Genomic DNA, 16471 nt, shown 5'->3' with positions numbered 1-16471 from the left:
ACCGGGTACAGGTCGGGATCGCCCGTCGGTGCGGGACTGTCGGCGGGGACGGGCGGGCGGGCCGCCGGACCGTCCCCGTGCGTGGGGATTTCGGGCATCTGGGCCATGACCGGACCGTATGTGGAGTATCCCCGACGACATCGCCGGACTGCCCCGCGAGCGCCGCGCCCACCGCCTCGTCGACCTCGCCCACGCCCACACCCTCGCGGGCGACCGTGAGAGCGCCGTCGACACCCTTCTTGAGGCCGAGGCTGAGGCCCAGGAAGAGGTCACGGGACGGCCGCGCAGCCGTCAACTCGTGACCGATCTGGGACTGTTGGGGGCCGCGAGCCGGGAGGGGCAGTTGCGCGCGCTCGCGGCGCGCTGTGGACTGCCCGGGTGACACGCACCCTGTATGTGATCTCCTGCGCCGCGCCACCCGTCCTGCACGCCGCGACCGGCATCCGCCTCGCGCACGAGCGGGGATGGGACGTCTGCTCCGTCCTCACCCCCTCCGCGCGCGACTGGCTCTCCGACGACACCGACGACGGACTCGACGCCCTCCGCGAACTCACCGGACACCCCGTCCGCCACGCTTACAAGCTGCCTTCGCAGGCGGACGTCCTGCCGCCGGCGGACGCACTCCTGGCTGCCCCTCTCACCCTCAACAGCCTCACCAAATGGGCCGGGGGGCACGCCGACACGCTGGCCCTCGGGCTGCTGACCGAGGGCATCGGCCTCGGCCTGCCCATCGTGGCCCTCCCGTACATCAACCGCGCCCAAGCCGTGCACCCCGCCGTCGCGGGCGCCGTCGGGGTCCTTCGCGACGCAGGGGTCCGTGTCCTCCTGGACGACGGCCACGACACCGGACACACTCCGCACACCCCCAAACACGGCAACGTCGCCGCGTATCCGTGGGACCTTGCCCTGGACGCCCTGCCCGCAGCAGATTGACCCGCCCGGTTGGGGCGGTGAGACTTTCACCGCCCCAACCGGCACGGCGCTCCGTCCCACTGCACGGGCCCACCACCTGGGGCAGAAAAGATGTCGGTACCTATCAGAGCGGGGCGCTACCGTTTTCGCATGTTCACGCGATACCGCAAGCGGCGTGATCCGCAAGCGGCGGATCCTCAACGGCCGGATGACGAGACCCTCATCGAGGGCGTTCCGGACTACTTGGAGACGCCCCTTCGACGGTGGCTGTTCGCTGCGCTGCAGGAGGACGAGGACCTTGCGCAGAAGATCGCTCTCCACCTGCGCCTGCGTGTGGACACCGGTCCTCGGGAGTACTCGCCGACGAAGTTCTTGACGGTCAGTACCACGGTTGAGCAACTGCCTGAGGTCATCAATGCGCTGCTGCACCTGAGCACGCCCCCTGAGCCACTGTTCCATGCGGCTGCGGGCGGGCGGTTCTACGGGTTGGACCTGGGCAGGCATACAAGTTACGACCGAGAGCGGGCAGTCTCGGAACTGCAGGACATGCTGAGGCTCGGAGGCTCCGCGTACCGTGTGAACGACTCCTGCACCGGGCTTGAGTTCCGGGTCGATGCGACGGCACAGCAGGCTGTCGCCAGAGTGCTGACCGTATCCCGCACGCCCCAGAGCGGGTCTGCTGCCGATCATCTGGCCACGGCCTGGAAGCGCGCGTACGGGCGCGATCCCGATCACCCCAAGGCGTACAGCGAGTCGATCAAGGCGGTGGAGTCGGCAGCCCAGTCCGTGATCGAGCCGAACAACGCCAAGGCGACGCTCGGGACGATGCTGGGGGTGCTACGCAACTCACCCCAGAAGTTCGCCACGGCGATCCCCTCACCCAGCGGCACAGACGACATCGTGCTGATTGCTGACATGATGCGGCGTCTGTGGCAGGGCCAGACGTCTCGGCACGGCTCGCAGAACCCCACACGGCTGGAGACTCAGCAGGAGGCGGAGATGGCAGTCCATCTGGCCGTCACCCTCGTTCACTGGTTCGCCGCCGGTTTGGTCTACCGCACTTCATAGAGATCACTGAATACCTGGAACTGTCCCGGATCGTGGCCCCCTGGTTTACATCTCATGGGAGAGCATCAGAGTCAGCACGGGCGCGTCCGTGTCGCCGGGGCCGGTGATGGCGATGAGCTGGTCCTCGCCGGTCGGCGCCTGGCCGGAGGGCAGGTCCTCGGCTAGCACCACGTAGCAGACCTCGTCTGCGGGGGACTGCCTGATGGCCTGCGCAACCGCGGACAGCACCGTGTGAAGTCGGGCGTCCTCGCCGCCGTCGTCACCCGCGATGAACTCCCGCCGCGCGGCTGCGGTGATGATGAGCGGCATGTCGAGTCCGGCAGCCGAGCCCGCTTCGGGCGGCACCTGGACGAACGTGCCGTCCGCGAGGAACTCCGCCTGGGTGAAGGCGGCGACCACGGGCCCGTAGATCTCATCCAGTCCATGTCGCATGCCCCGATCTCTCGGCTCCCGCTTGCCGGCCCCGTTGAGCTCGCCGCGGCTGAGCACTCCAGTCCATGACGGCTCGCCCGCTGGCGTCAACAACTCGGTGATTTCAGCGAGCCAGCGGCGGAATCTGTCCACAGGCTGATCGTTCTAACGTCCTTTCCGAGCGCAGGTGTCCGCTTTTGGCGGTGTCGTCGCGCTCTCATGCACCCCGTGTACGAAGGGCGTTGGACGGTATGGCGCAGACGAAGTTCGACCGGCAGGTTGAGGAGACCGCCGAGGCCGTGATGCGCGGGATCGGCCGTTTCCTGGGCGGCCGGGACATGGACGGGATCAAGCGGACCGACGCCACGTTCCTGCGCCCGGCCACCCGCGTGATGCCGAAGGTGGAGGGCCGCGTCTCCAGGTCGTCGTACCGGGCCGGGTGGCAGCGCCTCACCTTCCGGATCACCTTCCTCAGCGCGGCGGGTTCGGGCGGCTGGTGGACCTGGGAGAACCAGGAGACGGCCCGCTCCTGGTGGGAGCACCGGGACGCCACCCTCCACACACTCCAGACGGGCGGGATCGGCGCCGCCTCCGCCGCGGCCGCCGGCGGACTTGCGTACGGACTGCTGACCCGCGAGCGCCGGGAGCTGATGCGCGAGTGGGTCGTCCCGCTGCACGAGGCGCTCCACCGCCCGCTCGGGTACGCGGAGCAGACCGACCCTCGCCGCTACCTGCACGTGCCGACCAACTTCTCCGACGACGACGCGGAGATACGCGTCGGCCTGCCCACGCACCTGGCCTTCTCCCGCGACCTGGTCGCCGACCTCATCACCCAGAAACTCGCCCTCGAGGGCGTGACGTTCTCCTGGCACCCGGCCGGACGCACACCGTACGTACTGGTCAAGAAGACCCGCCGCCCGCCGAGCAAGGCAGCCTTCAAGGACCCCACGGTGCGCGAGCTGGTGGCCGGGGCCCCGGAGGCCGCGCCGGTCATCGGGATCGGCACCGGCGGCAGGACCGTCTCCGTCGACCTGGACGCCGAATCGCCGCACATCCTCGTCAACGCCTCCACCGGCGGCGGCAAGTCGGTGACCCTGCGCTGCATCGCCTGCCAGATGCTCCACAACGGCTCACGCGTGTTCGTCCTCGACTACAAGCGGATCTCCCACCCCTGGGCGCGCGGCATCCCCGGCGTCACCTACTGCGCCGACATCGCCGACATCCACGACGCCCTGATCGAGCTCGGCATGGAAGGCCGGCGCCGGGTGCGCGCCGCCGAAGAACTCGGCAACGACGCCGTGGACGCCATCGGACCCCGGCTGCTGATCCTCCTCGAAGAGGTCAACGCCACGATGAAGCAGCTGGCCCGCTACTGGGAGAGGACCCGCGAGTCCGGCGACCCGAAGATCTCCCCGGCGATCGACGCGCTCAACGAAGTCCTCTACATGGGCCGCCAGGTCCGCATGCACGTCCTCCTGGTCGCCCAGTCCGCCACCGCCCGCGCCCTCGGAGGACCGGAAGTCCGCGAGCAGTTCGCCACCCGCATCCTCGCCCGCTACAGCATGAACGCCTGGCGCATGCTCGCCCCCGAGGTCCACCCCGCCCCGAAGTCCACCAAGCACCCCGGCCGCGCCCAGGTCGTCATCGGCGGCACCGCCCACGAGACGCAGGTGCTGTTCTTCACCGACGCCGAAGCCCGCGCGTGGGCCACCGCCGGCCCGCTCTCCACCGGGAAGCCGAAGACGCAGCCAGAGGCCACGGTCCGACCCGCTCCCGTACAACTCCAGAAGGCTGTTGACGGGCCGCCCAGCGCCGCCGTGGACGACGCGCCGCCGACCCCGCCCGCCGTACCGGAGACGGTTACACAGTCCGTTCTCTCCACTGCCCGGACACTGGCGCAGGTCCCGGCCGCACCCGTCGACGACCAGGCGGTAGGGCTGCGTGAAGCCCACGAACACCACCTGCCGGAGATCACCCTCGCCGCCCTGCGCTACGCCCGCGCCAACGACTCCAGCTTCCCGGCCCCGGCGGGCAAGCGCGGGGCCGAACTCCTCTACCGCGTCGGCGACCTGAAGTGCTGGGCACGCAACCGGCCCCGCGCCGCCGTCGGCACCACCGACCTGGGCTGAACCGACACGGCCGGCCCCGGCCTGGAGAACACCCGGTTCACCAGGCACACCTCACCCCGGAAGGGACAGCTCACCATGACGAAGAAGACGACGCTCCCGGACCTGCTCCGCCTCACCTACCCTGGCCTGCGCGAGACCCTGGACGCCCTGCCCGCCTCGAGGGCGCTGATCGGCGTCTGCACCGACGGGTAGCCGGTCACCGTCGACCTGGACAGCGCCGCGCACGTCCTGGTCTCCACGGGCGGAGGCGGCGGGAGCTCCACGATCCTGCGTACTCTCACCGCCCAGGTCCTGCACCATGGCGCCCACGTCCTGGTCCTCGACCTCAAGCGGATTTCCCAGCAGCGGGCGCGCGGGCTGCCGACGGTGGCGTACCGTTCCAACGTCGAAGGCATCCGCCAGGCACCGGTCGGCCTCGGTACCAACTCAGACAGCAGCAACTCGCTCTGCTCACAATGATCAGCACCGTCGCGGCGACCATCACTGAGAAGATCACGTCCAGGGGTGTCCTGCGCGACGGTTGCAGGTTTGATACCGCCTCCATGGAGATGGTGCGCTCGAGCAGTACCCTCCCGGCATGTCTGCTGCCGCTGCCACCCTGTATGGAGTCTCTGGGCTACTGGAAACGGTCGGCCTCGTCGTAACCGTCCTCGACATCAGCCGTGCTCGCAGGCGTCTCACCGGGTATCTCACGCGCCCGCGCAACGTCTACACCACGGACGCAGGAATCGTTGTTGAGGCGTTCGATGCGCGCGTTGTCACCAACGAAGAGAAGACGATCGAGCAACGCATGGCAGACGTTGAGAAGTGGAAGCAGGCCGATCTGCCCCAGGAGCTCGACCGGCGGGACAAGGAACTGATGGGCCGTCTGGAGAGACGTTTCCAAAGTGACCTGGAAGCGGCTCGGAAGAATGTCGAGGACCAATACGCAGGGCTGCGGGAGTACGTCGAGGGCAGCAAGCAAAAGTGGTGGGAGAGTTACCGGGGCCCGATCCTGCTCGTCGTCGGAGTGCTCGTCGGCACGGCCGCGAACTTTGTTGCGCTGGGCTAATCCCCACAGGTTTTGACCCGGTCTGGACACACCACGGACCCCGGGGAGATCAGCCATTCCCGGGGCCCGACGTTATGGAGTCCCACTGTTCAACGACGCTGCGACCCGGGCGTCACGCGGGCGCACTGCGATGAGGAAGTACCGCTCGTCGCACGAAGGTGTCCCATCAGGCTCACTCCGGGGATTCGTCCTCGTTGCCGGGGTCCTGTTCATCGGCGCCGCGTGTACGGATCTCCGTGTCGTCTGTAATGGGTGCCGACTGGTCCTCCTCCTCGAGCCCACGCTGTGTGTCGAGTCTGGCGAGGGCTGCCGCCGCCCGCTGCACGGCGGGGGGCCGGTGCAGGTAGGACATGTCAAGTCCGTCCAGGACCGCTGCTGCCGCCCGCTGTGCAGCGGTTCGGTACAGGCCGGATTCGGCGAGGGCGTCCAAGGCTTGTTGTACGGCGGGCTGGGGAACGTAGGCGGAGATGTCGAGTCCGGCCGCTGCTGCTGCCGCCCGCTCTACTGAGGTTCGTTCAAGGACGGAATCGGCAAGGACCTTCGCAACGGTTTGCTGCAAGGAGGGAATGGTGCGTGTGGCCAGGGAGGCCGCTGCTGCCTGCTGTACCGTCTGGGCCAGGACACTGGACACACCAAGACCCGGAAGGGCCATGGAAAATGCTGCACGCACGTCAGCAACAGTGCGCCGAGCCGAAAGGGATACCCGCTCCCTGAGCCGCTGCAAAATCTCCGTGCACGAGGTGTCGGCTGGATCCGGTACCGTCGGTTCCTTCTGCGAGAGGAACGTCGGCGTCTCGTCGTCGCCGCTGGCGGAGAACAAGACCTTTGTCTCCCACACACATGCGATGTACTGAGGCTCGCTCCCACCGTCGCCATCGAGGGAGAGGCCGACCAACAGCCACTGGGCCTTGGCGGTGTACCAGACGTCGCTCTCGATCTCGTGGCCCGTGACGTCCGTGACGCTGAGCAGTTCGATCTCAGGTGTGGCCAGCCACTCCTGCCATCGCACCATGGCATCGTCGAATCCCAGGCCCGTGAACCCCGTGGGAGAGCTGAGCAGTCCGACTGCCGCCGACGCCACTGCGGAACGGACCGGCAGCGACCTCAGTAGTTCATCGGCGGAGGCTTCGGCTGCTTTGCCCGACACCTCCTGGGTGAACTGCGAAACAACTTCGTCGAAGTCACTGAGGCGCCGGAGCCGGCTTGCCACGCCCGCCAGGTCCTCGTTCATCGGGTACGGGTATGTGGTGCCGTCACCGAAGTCCTTGGTGTTGCTGGTGACGAACCACAGTTCCTCATCAGGGTTGGCCTTGAGGAACTCGATGATGGTGAACCAGATCGCCACATCGCGGGCCCCCTCGGAGTGGTTCGAGGCTTGCTTCGCCGGCGGAAGGGCCATCGCCTCGCGGGCGAGGGCCTTGCGTGCAACCTCGCCGCTGGTCTCGATCACCTCGAAGATCCCGCCGTAGACGTCTCGCCAATGATCCAGAAGACGTTCGGGGTCCAACGACTCCAGCGTGCTCTGCATCTCCCAGGGAAGCAGCCCACGCAACTTCTCCAAGGCCGCCACGGCGTCTTGGTGTTTCTTGGGGTAGCTCTTCGCTTGGTGGGCGGCCATCTCCTCCAGCACCATCCAGGGCACAGCCACCCGGTGATGCTTTGACTGCCGAAGCTTTCGGATGATGTCAGCTCGCGGACTGTCAGGCCGTAGAAGGTGGACTGCATTCGTATCAAAGATGATCAATTTGACTCCCCGTCGCATTGAGGAGGCAGTATCTCAATCTTCCTGGCCTTCGGCGGCTCCACCTGACGAAGGCAGTACGTACACCTGGACTCCGCATCGACGCGGCGACGCCCTGACCGGCCTTGCAGCCGAACTCCGATGCCGTATCGACGTCGCCGACCGCCACGGCCCGACGTCGGACTGCCGCGCCTGGTCGTCGTGTTCGAGAGCGGTGACGCCATCCTGCGGAGGTTGGTCCGTCACTGGGAAACGGTCTGTCGTCGGCCGAACGACCCGAGGGTGTCCCCGGCCATCACCGCGTTGACCGATGTCCTGTTCGCCGGCGCTATGGTCCGCATGAACGTGTTCTTCAATGGCGACCCCACCCGCAGCGCGCTCGGGCCGGGCCGCGAGCAGTTCTCCACCGTCACCCTTGGGCGGGTCCCAACGGCAGCTGGCGCAGGTTCGCCCCGGCGGCTGGCCCCGCTCCCCGGGAACGCGGGCGCCTGAACCCCGGCCGCGTCCACGTCATCCAGCACGGCGACACCATCCGCCAGACGCAGGTGCTGACCCTGACAGACCTCGAAGCCCTCGGGCGGGCCACCGGCGTCTGCTGACTCGGGCCCGGACACGTCACAGGCCCCGGGGGAGAAGACATCCCCGGGGCCCGGCGCATGAGTCGTACTGTTCAACGGCGGCGAGAGGCCGACGTTACGGGTGCGGGCGGTCAGCCTGTCCCCGGCAGCGAAGGCTCCGCCTTGTGCAGGCAGTACACGCACCTTCCTCCTTCGTCGACGCGGCCCATGCACCGTCGGCACGGCCCGCGTTCACGGACTGGGCCCCGGCCGTCCGCGCACCCCGGGCAGGTCATCACGGGCTGGCGGAAGCCGAAGCTGACCACCCACCCGTCGCCCTGGGCGGCGTCGCGCGCCAGCTGCGAGACCTCGGAGGCAGACCGTGCGTCTTCGTCGTCGCCGGTCTCCACCCCCAGGAAGACGGCGAAACACTCATCGTCATCGCATGCGACAGCCACTCCGGTCGGCATCCGGTCCCCTCCCACGCTTCCTGTGCTGACGGCCGTGCTCAATACGACCATCTTGCGCACGCGGTGCGCCTTCTCACTGGCGTCCCCACCAGAAAAGGCCGACAGCCGCCGACAGCAAGAAGCCCCCGGCGACCGCTGGTGCAGAGCGGGCCGGGGGCCTCTGTGGTCACCCGGAGCCGACGGGGGAGGCGGCGCCGGGCGACGATCAGGGGGAGCCAGTGGCGGAGTCGACGGCGGGCGCGGTGTCCTTCAGCCGGTCCAGCCGTTCGTACAGAGCCCGCAGCGTACGGGCCCGGTCCCTGACCTGGAGCAGGTTCCGCGCAGGGCGCGCCAGGCAGTCGTCGGCCTGGCCCACCACGAACTCCGCGAACAGGCGCCGGCCATCGTCCTCGGGCAGCCGGCCCGCCAGCGCGCGGACGTCACCGGCGACCGCGCGGGCGGCCCCGGCGAGCAGGAGACCGACCTGGTCGTAGTCGTCCGGCGGCAGCGCGTCGGGATCGGACCACGCCAGCACCGCACGCGCCACACGCGTGTGCGTCGCCCGATCGAGCGGCAGCTGCGCCTCAATCCGGCCCTCGGGGTCGTACAGCACCGTGTAGCCGTTCATGACACAGGCGCCTCCGCCCGCGCGGCGGAGACGAGCTCCCGCAGGTGGGCGGCGAACCGGTCGGCCGCAACGAGCGCGAGCGGTGCGTCGCCGTGCGGGCGGCTGACCCAGTCGGCCACGGCCGTGCCGTCCCGCGGCGTACACGGAGTGAGCAGCTGGTGCCCGCTGGAGAGCACCCGGACGCCGGGGATGCCCTCGAAGGCGTGGCCGGTGTCGGCCGGCACCGCGACGTACAGCCGGTCGCTCAGGTGGTCGGCGAGGACCTGGTAGCCGGTCCGGGTCCCTGCGCGCATCGCGGCGAGGGCGTCCAGCCCGGCCGCCATCGGTTCGACAGCCACCGCGTCCCACTCCCGGCCGCACACCGCCCATCCGGTGCGGCTGTGGCTCAGCAGCCACAGCCTGCGCTTGGCGTCGGTGACCGCGGCCAGCTCGTGCCAGGTCGGGGCAGCGGGCTTCTTGGCCCTGGCTGTTCTTCCGGCGGAAGCGTTCGCCATCGCGCTCTCCCTGATCGGCCGTCACGTCACCCTCCACGCAAGCAGCCACGCCCCTTCGGATGCGACGTGACACCGATGAAAGAACGATGCAAGTCGGTCCGGTCCGGGTGAACTACGGCCAAGGCCGGGCAGGTAGGGGAGGGGGAGCGGTACGGTCGCCGCACCCGTCCAACACGCGCCCGGAGCCGGTATGGCCGACCACAGCAAGCCCGTCCCTAACACCCGGCTGCGCGCTGTCCGCGAACTCGAATTCCAGATGAGCCGCAGCGAGTTCGCCAAGAAGGTCAACGACACCGGTAGGGCGATGGGGGAGAACGTCGCCTGCGGCCCGCGTCTGGTCGCGGACTGGGAAGACGGCAACGTCGCCTGTCCCCGCGCCGTCTACCAGCGCATCCTGACCCAGATGACCCGCGGGCGGAGCATGGCCGACCTCGGCTTCCGCCTGCCCACGCCAGCACCGCCCGTACGCCCCGCCGCCAGGCCGTACAGGCCGCAGGAGGATTCGGTGGAACGACGCGCCTTCTTGTCCGACGGCGCCGGCGTGCTCCTGGCCCTCCCGCTCGGCACGGACAAGCAGACGCCGGGAAAGATCGGCGCGAGCGAGGTACGCGCCGTCAGGGCGGCCGTGACCACGCTGTACGCCAAGGACCACGACCACGGCTCCGCGCCGCTGCGTCAGGCCGCGTCCGAGGCGCTGCACACCGCCTACCAGTGGCTCCAGTCCGGCACCTACACCAGCCGCACCGAGTCGAAGCTGCGGTCGGCCACCGGCGCCCTGTCGATCGCCGCCGGGTGGCTCTCCTACGACTCCGGCCGCGCAGGCGACGCCCACTCGCTGTACGGCGAAGCCCTCGCCGCCGCCCGGATCGCCGACGACCCCGAACTCGAGGCACACGCCTTCGGCTGCCTCTCCTTACTCGCCAAAGCCTCCGGCCGGCCCCGGGAGGCGATCTCCGCCGCGCAGGGCGCCCAGGCCGTCGCCCGCCACCTCGGCTCCCCGAGGCTGCTCTCCCTGTTCAACATGCGCGAGGCTGGCGGCTGGGCGCTGATGGGCGACGCCAGCGCCACGGACAAGGCGATCGTCCGCGCCCACACCCTCTACGCCAAGGGCCCCTCCGACGACGATCCGCCCTGGCTCGACTTCTACGCGCCCGGTGAACTCGCGGGCCTGGAGTGCCTCGCCCGCGCGGACCTCGGTCAGCACGAACGCGCCGCCTCCGGCGCCGAACAGGCCGTCCTCCTGCACGGCGACGCCTTCGCCAGAAACCGCGCCCTGTACACGGCCGACGTCGCCATCCAACATGCGGTGAGGGACCGTCCCGAGCCGGAGGCAGCCGCCGAAGCCGCGGGCCGGGTCCTCGCGTTCCTCCCCGAAGTGCGCTCCGACCGGCTCCTGCAGTCCCTGCACAACGTCGCCGGCGCACTCCAGCGACACGGCCGCGTCCCCGCGGTCGCCGACTGGATCGAGGAATACCGCACCACCACCGCCACCGGAGGAGGACGGGCGTGACCAGCACCCGCACAGACGTCGTGATCCGCACCTACGGCCCCGGCCAGGTCCCGCCGATGCTCGACACGATCGCCGACATCTGGTCCGACGCCCACCCCGAACTGGTCGACACCCCAGGTGCTGCCACCGACGGCCTGTCCGCCGCCGCGCTGCGCCGCCAGGTCACCAGCCATCTGAGGCACGAAGGCTTCACACTGGTCGCGGCCTACGCGAGCGGCTCCATGGTCGGCTTCGGCTACGCCTTCCCGTGCACGCCCGAGTACTGGTACGGCGAACTGCTCCCCGAGATCCCCGAACACGTCCGCGCGGGCCGCCTCATGGGCCTGTGCGAGCTCGCCGTCACCCCCGCCCGCCAGTCCCAGGGCATCGGCTCCCGCCTCCACGCCGAGCTCCTGAAAGCCATCGACCCCGACTACGCCTCGCTGCTGGTCCGCCCCGACAACACCGCAGGGCGAACCCTGTACGAACGCCTCGGGTACAAGTACGCGGGCCCGTACCGCAACGAGCCCGGCGGCCCGGTCTACGACCTCCTGCTCCTCACGGTCGACCATGAGGCCGACACGCAGTGACGGCGCATACTCCCGCACCCCCGCCGCCCGCCAGATGGACCACGGAACCGGTCGGTGGGGTGCGTGACACGAGGGAGGAAGACGCGCCTCGGATGAGTTCCGATTTCTGAAACCTGTGCAGGTCGAAAGCCCGTTCGCCCGTCCGCGACGGCATCCGGGCCACCTCCGGAAACGGGCAGGGACCTCTCACCGGCGGCCGATATGGTCGGCCTGTAACGAAGAGCAGCCAGACGCCCGATCCAAGCACGATGTCCCTGGATGAGCTGACCGACTGGGTCCAAGACCGCTGGGGACACCTCCGCCCCGGTGAGATCCCGGACACCACCACACTGGCCGCACAGAGCCTGGCCGCAAGCCCGCTGGCCAGCATGCAGTGGCCTCGGGAGTCCCCCGACCACTGGTGACCGACCGGCAGAACTCTGGGAAGGGACACCGGAGATGCCCTGAGCCGCGAAAGAATGGGGCCATGATTCAGCTCCCCACCCTCGCCGCTGACCGGTCGGGCGACCGCACGGTTCAGCTCGCCGTCACCCAGGCCCGGCGCTCCGAGCACCCGGACCGCACGACCTGGGGCCCCGAGGATGCCCCGCCCGCGGAGAGCCACTGGGACTGGCGGGAGTTCGTTGTGGACGGCGAGGGCGACCTCTGGATCCGCCTCACCGGCGACGGCCCGCACAAGGGCGAGTGGCAGCTGCGCGGCTACAAACCGCGGCTGCCCTTCGAAGAGAAGAGCAAGCCGGTGCCCTGGCAGGACCTGGCCGCCGCGTACGGGCCGCTCACTGACCTCCCCAGCGACTGGTACCGCCAGCGCAACGAGATCCTGGAAGCGGTCGCCGGCGCGATGAGCGACATGGACGACATCCTCTTCCACGCCTGGGGCGCCCACACGCTCGGCACCGACCGCGAACACGGCCCGCTGATCGACGACGATGACAAGGACGAAGACATCGTCCGCCACGCCCAGAACATCGCCGACCGGCTGACCCAGCAGGCAGCAAAAATCCGCACGTCCCTGGCAGCGGCGCACATGGTCACGCCCTCCGAGCACACGAGCTGATCCATCGGCATCACACTCGCCACCGGCCTGGCCGGGTCCCCGCTCCTCGAGTCAACCTCGGGCCCGTCCAAGGCGGGTGGGGGAGCAGCCCAAGATCCCAGGGGCTACACGCACACCAGTGCGATGCCGCCGCCTCCGGGCCCACGGCATCGCACTCCAGTGCGTGTAGCCCCTGGGACGGCACTGCACACCTTTCCGTTGTCGCCCGTGTGGGTGACGACGCTCACCGACCAACCGAGAGACCCTCATGGACATGAACAAAACACCATCGGGCCCGGTGCCACCCACCTCCACCAGGGCGCAACTCATCGAATCCGGCGTACTGGTCGACGTGCCGACCCTCGCCTTGCAGACCGCCGGGCTCCCCTTCGCCGTCGGCATCACCACGACGGCATGGGCCATGTACGTCGGCGACCAGGAGGACCGACTGGAGACGGTCCTGACCGAGGTAGGACGCACCGTCGCCCAGATGTTCCCCGTGAGCGAGAGCGGCGTGGTCTCCGGCCTGTCCACGCTCTCCGGGCAACTCCCGGGCCCCCGCGATCAGTTGCACGTAGAGATGCACCCCGGGGACCAGTCGGATGTGGTGCTGACCTTGTTGCTTCCAGACGACTACTGAAGATGGACCCGGGCCACAGTCGCGCCCGGATCACCTCGCAGGTTCACCAGTTGTCGGGTGCGCTGCCCACCCACGCGATCGGCCGGCCCTCGCTGTTGCGGCCCCAGTGCGGTTCCTCCATCGAGGTCTCGTGACCGTCGGGCAGTACGCAGATCCGTCCCCAGCGGCCGTGCTTGCCCGCGCAGACCTCGGTGAGCCGGGCCGCGTCGCCCTCCGCCACGGCCAGGTCGTAGCGGTCCTGGTACGGCTGGAGGCGGGCCTGGAGCTCCAGGCCGAACTCCGTCTCCGCCGCCTCCATTCGGGCCCGCGCCTCCTGCACCCCAGGGTCGGACAGCAGCAGCGAGATGGCCTTCTCCGCCTCCGCGAAGGCGCTGTTGCGGACGTGCCGCCGTACGGCTTCCTGCACGCGCCGCTCTTCCTCGGGTGCGGTCATCACGCCGCTCCTTCCGTGGCGGCCCACTCCAGCCCGAGGGCGGCCAGCGCGGCGAGCTTCTCGACGGTCAGCCTGGCCCGGCGGCTCTTGCTGTTGCTGAGGAACACCCCGAGCTTCACCTCAGACCCGTCCGGCAAAGCCTCTACGTGGCCCCTGGGGACCGTCACAGAGCCCGTACGGGCCCTGTACTGCGCGAGGGCCGCAACGCCCCTCTCGAAGGCGCTCACGGGCGCCGTGGACGGCTCCGCCGACACGTCCGGCTCCACCGGGGCCGGAGCCGGGGCGAGCATGGTGACGCCGACGGCCTCCAGGCGCTCGCGCTGCCCGTCGGCCAGGGCCTCCCAGACCTTGGGCTTCCGCTGCCGGGCCAGCCACTTCCCCACGTCCATCCCGTGGACCGTGAACCCGGGCAGGATCCCCGCCGGACCCTCTTCGTCGCGCACCAGTTCGCGCAGCGCGGCGTAGTGCCTCTGCCACTCCGCCGGCCACTCGGGGTTCCAGTCCTCGTCCACGGCCGCCAACGCGGCCTCCCACTCCGGGTGTTCGGCCAGCGCACCCGGCCGCCGCAAATTCGACAGCCACTGACCCACCGGCCTGTCCAACGCCGCGGCCGACCGAGGGGCGCACAGCGTCCAGTGCTCCGCGAAGTAGACTCGGGCCGCCGCCAGGTTCTCCTGGAACCGCGCATCGGCCACCGACCAGGCCATGCCCAGCTTCTCCAGCCGCTGAGCCCGGCGTCCGGGCATCTGCCCGGCCCCGAACGCGCGGCGCTGCTCCGCGACCCAGGTCCCCAGAGGGAACGCACCCTCCTTGTGCTCATACGGCACCAAGGCGTGATGCTCACGCTCCGTGAACTCCTTCAGCTTCGCCCAGCCCCTCGCCCAGTCCTGCCGCTCCGTGTCGATCACGTTGAAGCTGACCCAGTTCGCGACCATCACCGGGTCACGCGGAGCCGCAAAACGGAGCAGCAGACGGGTTTCTTCCCCGTTATCAGCGGGCGCGGCACCGATGTATTCGGACGGCTGCACCACGTCCTTCTGAGGCTCCTGCGGGATCGCAAGCAATTCCACGGCCTCTTCATCGTGAGCCCGCAGACCCTCAAGAACTTTCACCAAAGGCCGGTACGATCCCGAGGTGAACATATCCTCCGGGCTTTCATCGGGCTGGAGGAATACCGGCACGATCAGAGAGGCGAGCTTCCCTTCCCCGGGCTTCTGACGCAAAGCACGGCCGATCGCCTGCACGATGTCATGCGGCGCGCCCTTGGGGTCCAGGAGCGCCACGGAGTCCACGGCCCGGATGTCGACGCCCTCCCCGAGGACGCGGCAGTTGGAGAGCACGGCCCGCCGGGCGGTGGTCCCGAACTTGCCCAGCACGTCCCGCCGACGCTCCGGGACGTGCTCGCCGCACAGCCAGTCCGCCCAGATCTCCGCCGGGTACTTCTCGGGCTGGTCGGCGTGCAGCCGCTTGGCCACGCGCTCCAGGCCCTCCGCATACGCCGCGGCCTCTATGGTCCGATGGTGGAAGGTGATGCAGGTCTGAAGATTGTGCTGTTCCATCGTGTGCAGCAGCGCGGCCTGGAGGGCGCCCAGGCGCTCTCCACGGACCTTCTCGGTGTGCCGCTCCTCGCCCATCAGCCGCTCGGGCGTCACCACCGGGTCCTGGAGCTCCAGGACGATGATCTGATACCGCGCCAGTAGCTTTCGCGACACCGCCGACGCCAGCGACAGCTTGTAGAGCACCGGCCCGAACACGGACTCATCATCCATGCTCGCCGCCATCTCCTCCGGCAGGGCATCCCGCACCCCTTCGGCCACCTCCCAGTGCGGAGGTCGCTCCTGCCAGATCCGAGGCGTCGCGGTCAGGTACAGCCGCCGATACGCAGGGATCATCGTCTGGTCATGGATGTCCGCCCACGCCTTCCCCATCGACCCACTGGTCCGGTGCGCCTCATCAACCACCGCCAGGTCCACCGGGGCGAGCTGCTGCCCGTAGACGCCCTCAAACGCCTCCACGAGCACCCCCAGCGACGCGTAGGTGGCGTAGATGGTCACCGGCCCCGTCCCGTGCCACAGCGCCAGCTGCACGGGGTTGGTGGTGCACCGCACCCCCAGGTGGAACAGCTCCGGGTCGTCCAGCGGCGAGCACACCATGACCGCCGGCCCCTTGTGCCCGGCCCCGTGCCACGCCTTCACGGTCTGCGCCAGGAGATCCAGAGTCGGCACCACAACGAGAATGCGGCCCTGGGGCACAATCCTTTTCGCGGAGGCTGCCGCGATGATGGTCTTTCCCGTTCCGCACGCGGCGTGCACCTGCCCGCGCAGGCCATTCCATGGAATACCGCCCGGCGGGATATCGAGGCCGCGCACAATGGCGGCTACGGCCTCAATCTGGTGTTCACGCAGTTTCACGGCCATTCCCGTGTTCTCCTTTTCGCGGAATGCGGCCCGCAAGCTGAAAGGGAATCCCGGAGCGGGTGAGGGGTCCGGGGTGGTGCTGTCTGTCCCCAGACTCTACACAGCCACACCCTGTGATGCATCGTCCTTGCGACAGGTTCGCCCTCCCGGATGATACTTGGCTGATTCTCCCCCATGGCGTCGGGTCAGAGTGTATGCTGGTGGGGCGTCGTCGGATTGACCGTTCGGGCAGTTGAGAGCAGGGGAGGGGTTCGAGTGGAGTGTAAGCGGAGCCCGTCACGGCGGTGGGGCCGGCGCTTGTCGGGTCGATGGTCCGTCACATCGGTTGCGGGGGTGGTAGCTGGGATTCCCAAGCCCTACACAGGCCCGCGCGTGATGCACCTCCCCTTACTGCCAGTCCCGGCAACCGCGCTTGCGCGGGTGCCC

Annotated in this window: 16 protein-coding genes; 10 read left to right on the top strand and 6 right to left on the bottom strand. The window is 69.2% G+C overall.

Going from position 1 to position 16471, the window contains the following annotated elements:
* The first annotated feature begins 118 nt into the window (after window positions 1-118).
* From AOK24_RS48710 to AOK24_RS27860, 3 genes are all read left to right on the top strand, one after another.
* The gene (locus AOK24_RS48710) at window positions 119-382 is read left to right on the top strand and encodes a hypothetical protein (protein ID WP_055722809.1); all 264 of its coding nucleotides are present in this window, start codon (window positions 119-121) and stop codon (window positions 380-382) included.
* On the top strand, window positions 379-933 hold the full coding sequence (locus AOK24_RS27865; RefSeq protein WP_055722808.1) for a flavoprotein: 555 nt from the start codon (window positions 379-381) through the stop codon (window positions 931-933). Before AOK24_RS48710 ends, AOK24_RS27865 begins: the two co-directional genes overlap by 4 nt.
* Window positions 934-1062: 129 nt before the next feature.
* Complete coding sequence (locus AOK24_RS27860; RefSeq protein ID WP_055722807.1) at window positions 1063-1980, top strand: hypothetical protein; 918 nt, start codon at window positions 1063-1065, stop codon at window positions 1978-1980.
* 45 nt (window positions 1981-2025) lie between these two features.
* Here the strand turns inward: AOK24_RS27860 and AOK24_RS27855 are convergent, their stop codons facing one another.
* Window positions 2026-2412: a hypothetical protein gene (locus tag AOK24_RS27855; RefSeq protein WP_159052008.1), complete on the bottom strand. Its 387-nt coding sequence runs from the start codon at window positions 2410-2412 to the stop codon at window positions 2026-2028.
* Between the two features lie 230 nt (window positions 2413-2642).
* Between AOK24_RS27855 and AOK24_RS27850 the strand changes: the two genes are divergently transcribed.
* On the top strand, window positions 2643-4520 hold the full coding sequence (locus tag AOK24_RS27850) for a helicase HerA domain-containing protein (protein WP_055722805.1): 1878 nt from the start codon (window positions 2643-2645) through the stop codon (window positions 4518-4520).
* A gap of 577 nt (window positions 4521-5097) precedes the next feature.
* Entirely contained in the window at window positions 5098-5571 is a 474-nt protein-coding gene (locus tag AOK24_RS27845; protein ID WP_055722804.1) for a hypothetical protein, read from the top strand.
* Between the two features lie 172 nt (window positions 5572-5743).
* On the opposite strand, the gene AOK24_RS27840 is transcribed toward AOK24_RS27845, so the two are convergent.
* The 3 genes from AOK24_RS27840 to AOK24_RS27820 form a co-directional block, all read right to left on the bottom strand.
* Window positions 5744-7333, bottom strand: coding sequence for a PIN domain-containing protein (locus tag AOK24_RS27840; protein ID WP_240554149.1), 1590 nt, complete (start codon window positions 7331-7333; stop codon window positions 5744-5746).
* A 1211-nt stretch (window positions 7334-8544) separates the two neighbouring features.
* Window positions 8545-8946 carry a hypothetical protein gene (locus tag AOK24_RS27825; protein ID WP_055722801.1) on the bottom strand — a complete coding sequence of 134 codons (402 nt, stop codon included), beginning with the start codon at window positions 8944-8946 and terminating at the stop codon, window positions 8545-8547.
* Window positions 8943-9440: a hypothetical protein gene (locus tag AOK24_RS27820; RefSeq protein WP_055722800.1), complete on the bottom strand. Its 498-nt coding sequence runs from the start codon at window positions 9438-9440 to the stop codon at window positions 8943-8945. The genes AOK24_RS27825 and AOK24_RS27820 overlap by 4 nt, the downstream gene beginning before the upstream one ends.
* Window positions 9441-9630: 190 nt before the next feature.
* Between AOK24_RS27820 and AOK24_RS27815 the strand changes: the two genes are divergently transcribed.
* From AOK24_RS27815 to AOK24_RS27800, 5 genes are all read left to right on the top strand, one after another.
* The gene (locus tag AOK24_RS27815) at window positions 9631-10950 is read left to right on the top strand and encodes an NsdA family TPR-like regulatory protein (RefSeq protein WP_055722799.1); all 1320 of its coding nucleotides are present in this window, start codon (window positions 9631-9633) and stop codon (window positions 10948-10950) included.
* Window positions 10947-11519, top strand: coding sequence for a GNAT family N-acetyltransferase (locus tag AOK24_RS27810; protein ID WP_055722798.1), 573 nt, complete (start codon window positions 10947-10949; stop codon window positions 11517-11519). Before AOK24_RS27815 ends, AOK24_RS27810 begins: the two co-directional genes overlap by 4 nt.
* 248 nt (window positions 11520-11767) lie before the next feature.
* Window positions 11768-11923, top strand: coding sequence for a hypothetical protein (locus AOK24_RS48705; protein WP_159052006.1), 156 nt, complete (start codon window positions 11768-11770; stop codon window positions 11921-11923).
* Window positions 11924-11985: 62 nt separating this feature from the next.
* A complete protein-coding gene (locus AOK24_RS27805; RefSeq protein ID WP_055722797.1) occupies window positions 11986-12576 on the top strand; it encodes a hypothetical protein in 591 nt (196 codons plus the stop codon).
* A 253-nt stretch (window positions 12577-12829) separates the two neighbouring features.
* Window positions 12830-13195, top strand: a complete 366-nt coding sequence (locus tag AOK24_RS27800) for a hypothetical protein (RefSeq protein ID WP_159052005.1) — start codon at window positions 12830-12832, stop codon at window positions 13193-13195.
* Window positions 13196-13238: 43 nt separating this feature from the next.
* On the opposite strand, the gene AOK24_RS27795 is transcribed toward AOK24_RS27800, so the two are convergent.
* Both AOK24_RS27795 and AOK24_RS27790 read right to left on the bottom strand, forming a co-directional pair.
* Window positions 13239-13628: a hypothetical protein gene (locus AOK24_RS27795; RefSeq protein WP_079057022.1), complete on the bottom strand. Its 390-nt coding sequence runs from the start codon at window positions 13626-13628 to the stop codon at window positions 13239-13241.
* A complete protein-coding gene (locus AOK24_RS27790) occupies window positions 13628-16045 on the bottom strand; it encodes a DEAD/DEAH box helicase (protein ID WP_055722795.1) in 2418 nt (805 codons plus the stop codon). Before AOK24_RS27790 ends, AOK24_RS27795 begins: the two co-directional genes overlap by 1 nt.
* Window positions 16046-16471 lie beyond the last annotated feature (426 nt).

The sequence above is a fragment of the Streptomyces niveiscabiei genome, from assembly GCF_001419795.1.
In the GTDB taxonomy this organism is placed as follows: domain Bacteria; phylum Actinomycetota; class Actinomycetes; order Streptomycetales; family Streptomycetaceae; genus Streptomyces; species Streptomyces niveiscabiei.
Note: the sequence above shows the minus strand (reverse complement) of the source record. Positions and strands in the feature narration are given on the sequence as shown.

What these genes read in the sequence shown, in the direction of transcription:
- AOK24_RS48710 (WP_055722809.1), top strand. Translation starts at nt 119, where the DNA reads ATGTGGAGTATCCCCGACGACATCGCCGGACTGCCCCGCGAGCGCCGC.
- AOK24_RS27860 (WP_055722807.1), top strand. Translation starts at nt 1,063, where the DNA reads ATGTTCACGCGATACCGCAAGCGGCGTGATCCGCAAGCGGCGGATCCT.
- AOK24_RS27855 (WP_159052008.1), bottom strand. Translation starts at nt 2,412, where the DNA reads ATGCGACATGGACTGGATGAGATCTACGGGCCCGTGGTCGCCGCCTTC.
- AOK24_RS27850 (WP_055722805.1), top strand. Translation starts at nt 2,643, where the DNA reads ATGGCGCAGACGAAGTTCGACCGGCAGGTTGAGGAGACCGCCGAGGCC.
- AOK24_RS27845 (WP_055722804.1), top strand. Translation starts at nt 5,098, where the DNA reads ATGTCTGCTGCCGCTGCCACCCTGTATGGAGTCTCTGGGCTACTGGAA.
- AOK24_RS27840 (WP_240554149.1), bottom strand. Translation starts at nt 7,333, where the DNA reads ATGCGACGGGGAGTCAAATTGATCATCTTTGATACGAATGCAGTCCAC.
- AOK24_RS27825 (WP_055722801.1), bottom strand. Translation starts at nt 8,946, where the DNA reads ATGAACGGCTACACGGTGCTGTACGACCCCGAGGGCCGGATTGAGGCG.
- AOK24_RS27820 (WP_055722800.1), bottom strand. Translation starts at nt 9,440, where the DNA reads ATGGCGAACGCTTCCGCCGGAAGAACAGCCAGGGCCAAGAAGCCCGCT.
- AOK24_RS27815 (WP_055722799.1), top strand. Translation starts at nt 9,631, where the DNA reads ATGGCCGACCACAGCAAGCCCGTCCCTAACACCCGGCTGCGCGCTGTC.
- AOK24_RS48705 (WP_159052006.1), top strand. Translation starts at nt 11,768, where the DNA reads ATGTCCCTGGATGAGCTGACCGACTGGGTCCAAGACCGCTGGGGACAC.
- AOK24_RS27805 (WP_055722797.1), top strand. Translation starts at nt 11,986, where the DNA reads ATGATTCAGCTCCCCACCCTCGCCGCTGACCGGTCGGGCGACCGCACG.
- AOK24_RS27800 (WP_159052005.1), top strand. Translation starts at nt 12,830, where the DNA reads ATGAACAAAACACCATCGGGCCCGGTGCCACCCACCTCCACCAGGGCG.
- AOK24_RS27795 (WP_079057022.1), bottom strand. Translation starts at nt 13,628, where the DNA reads ATGACCGCACCCGAGGAAGAGCGGCGCGTGCAGGAAGCCGTACGGCGG.
- AOK24_RS27790 (WP_055722795.1), bottom strand. Translation starts at nt 16,045, where the DNA reads ATGGCCGTGAAACTGCGTGAACACCAGATTGAGGCCGTAGCCGCCATT.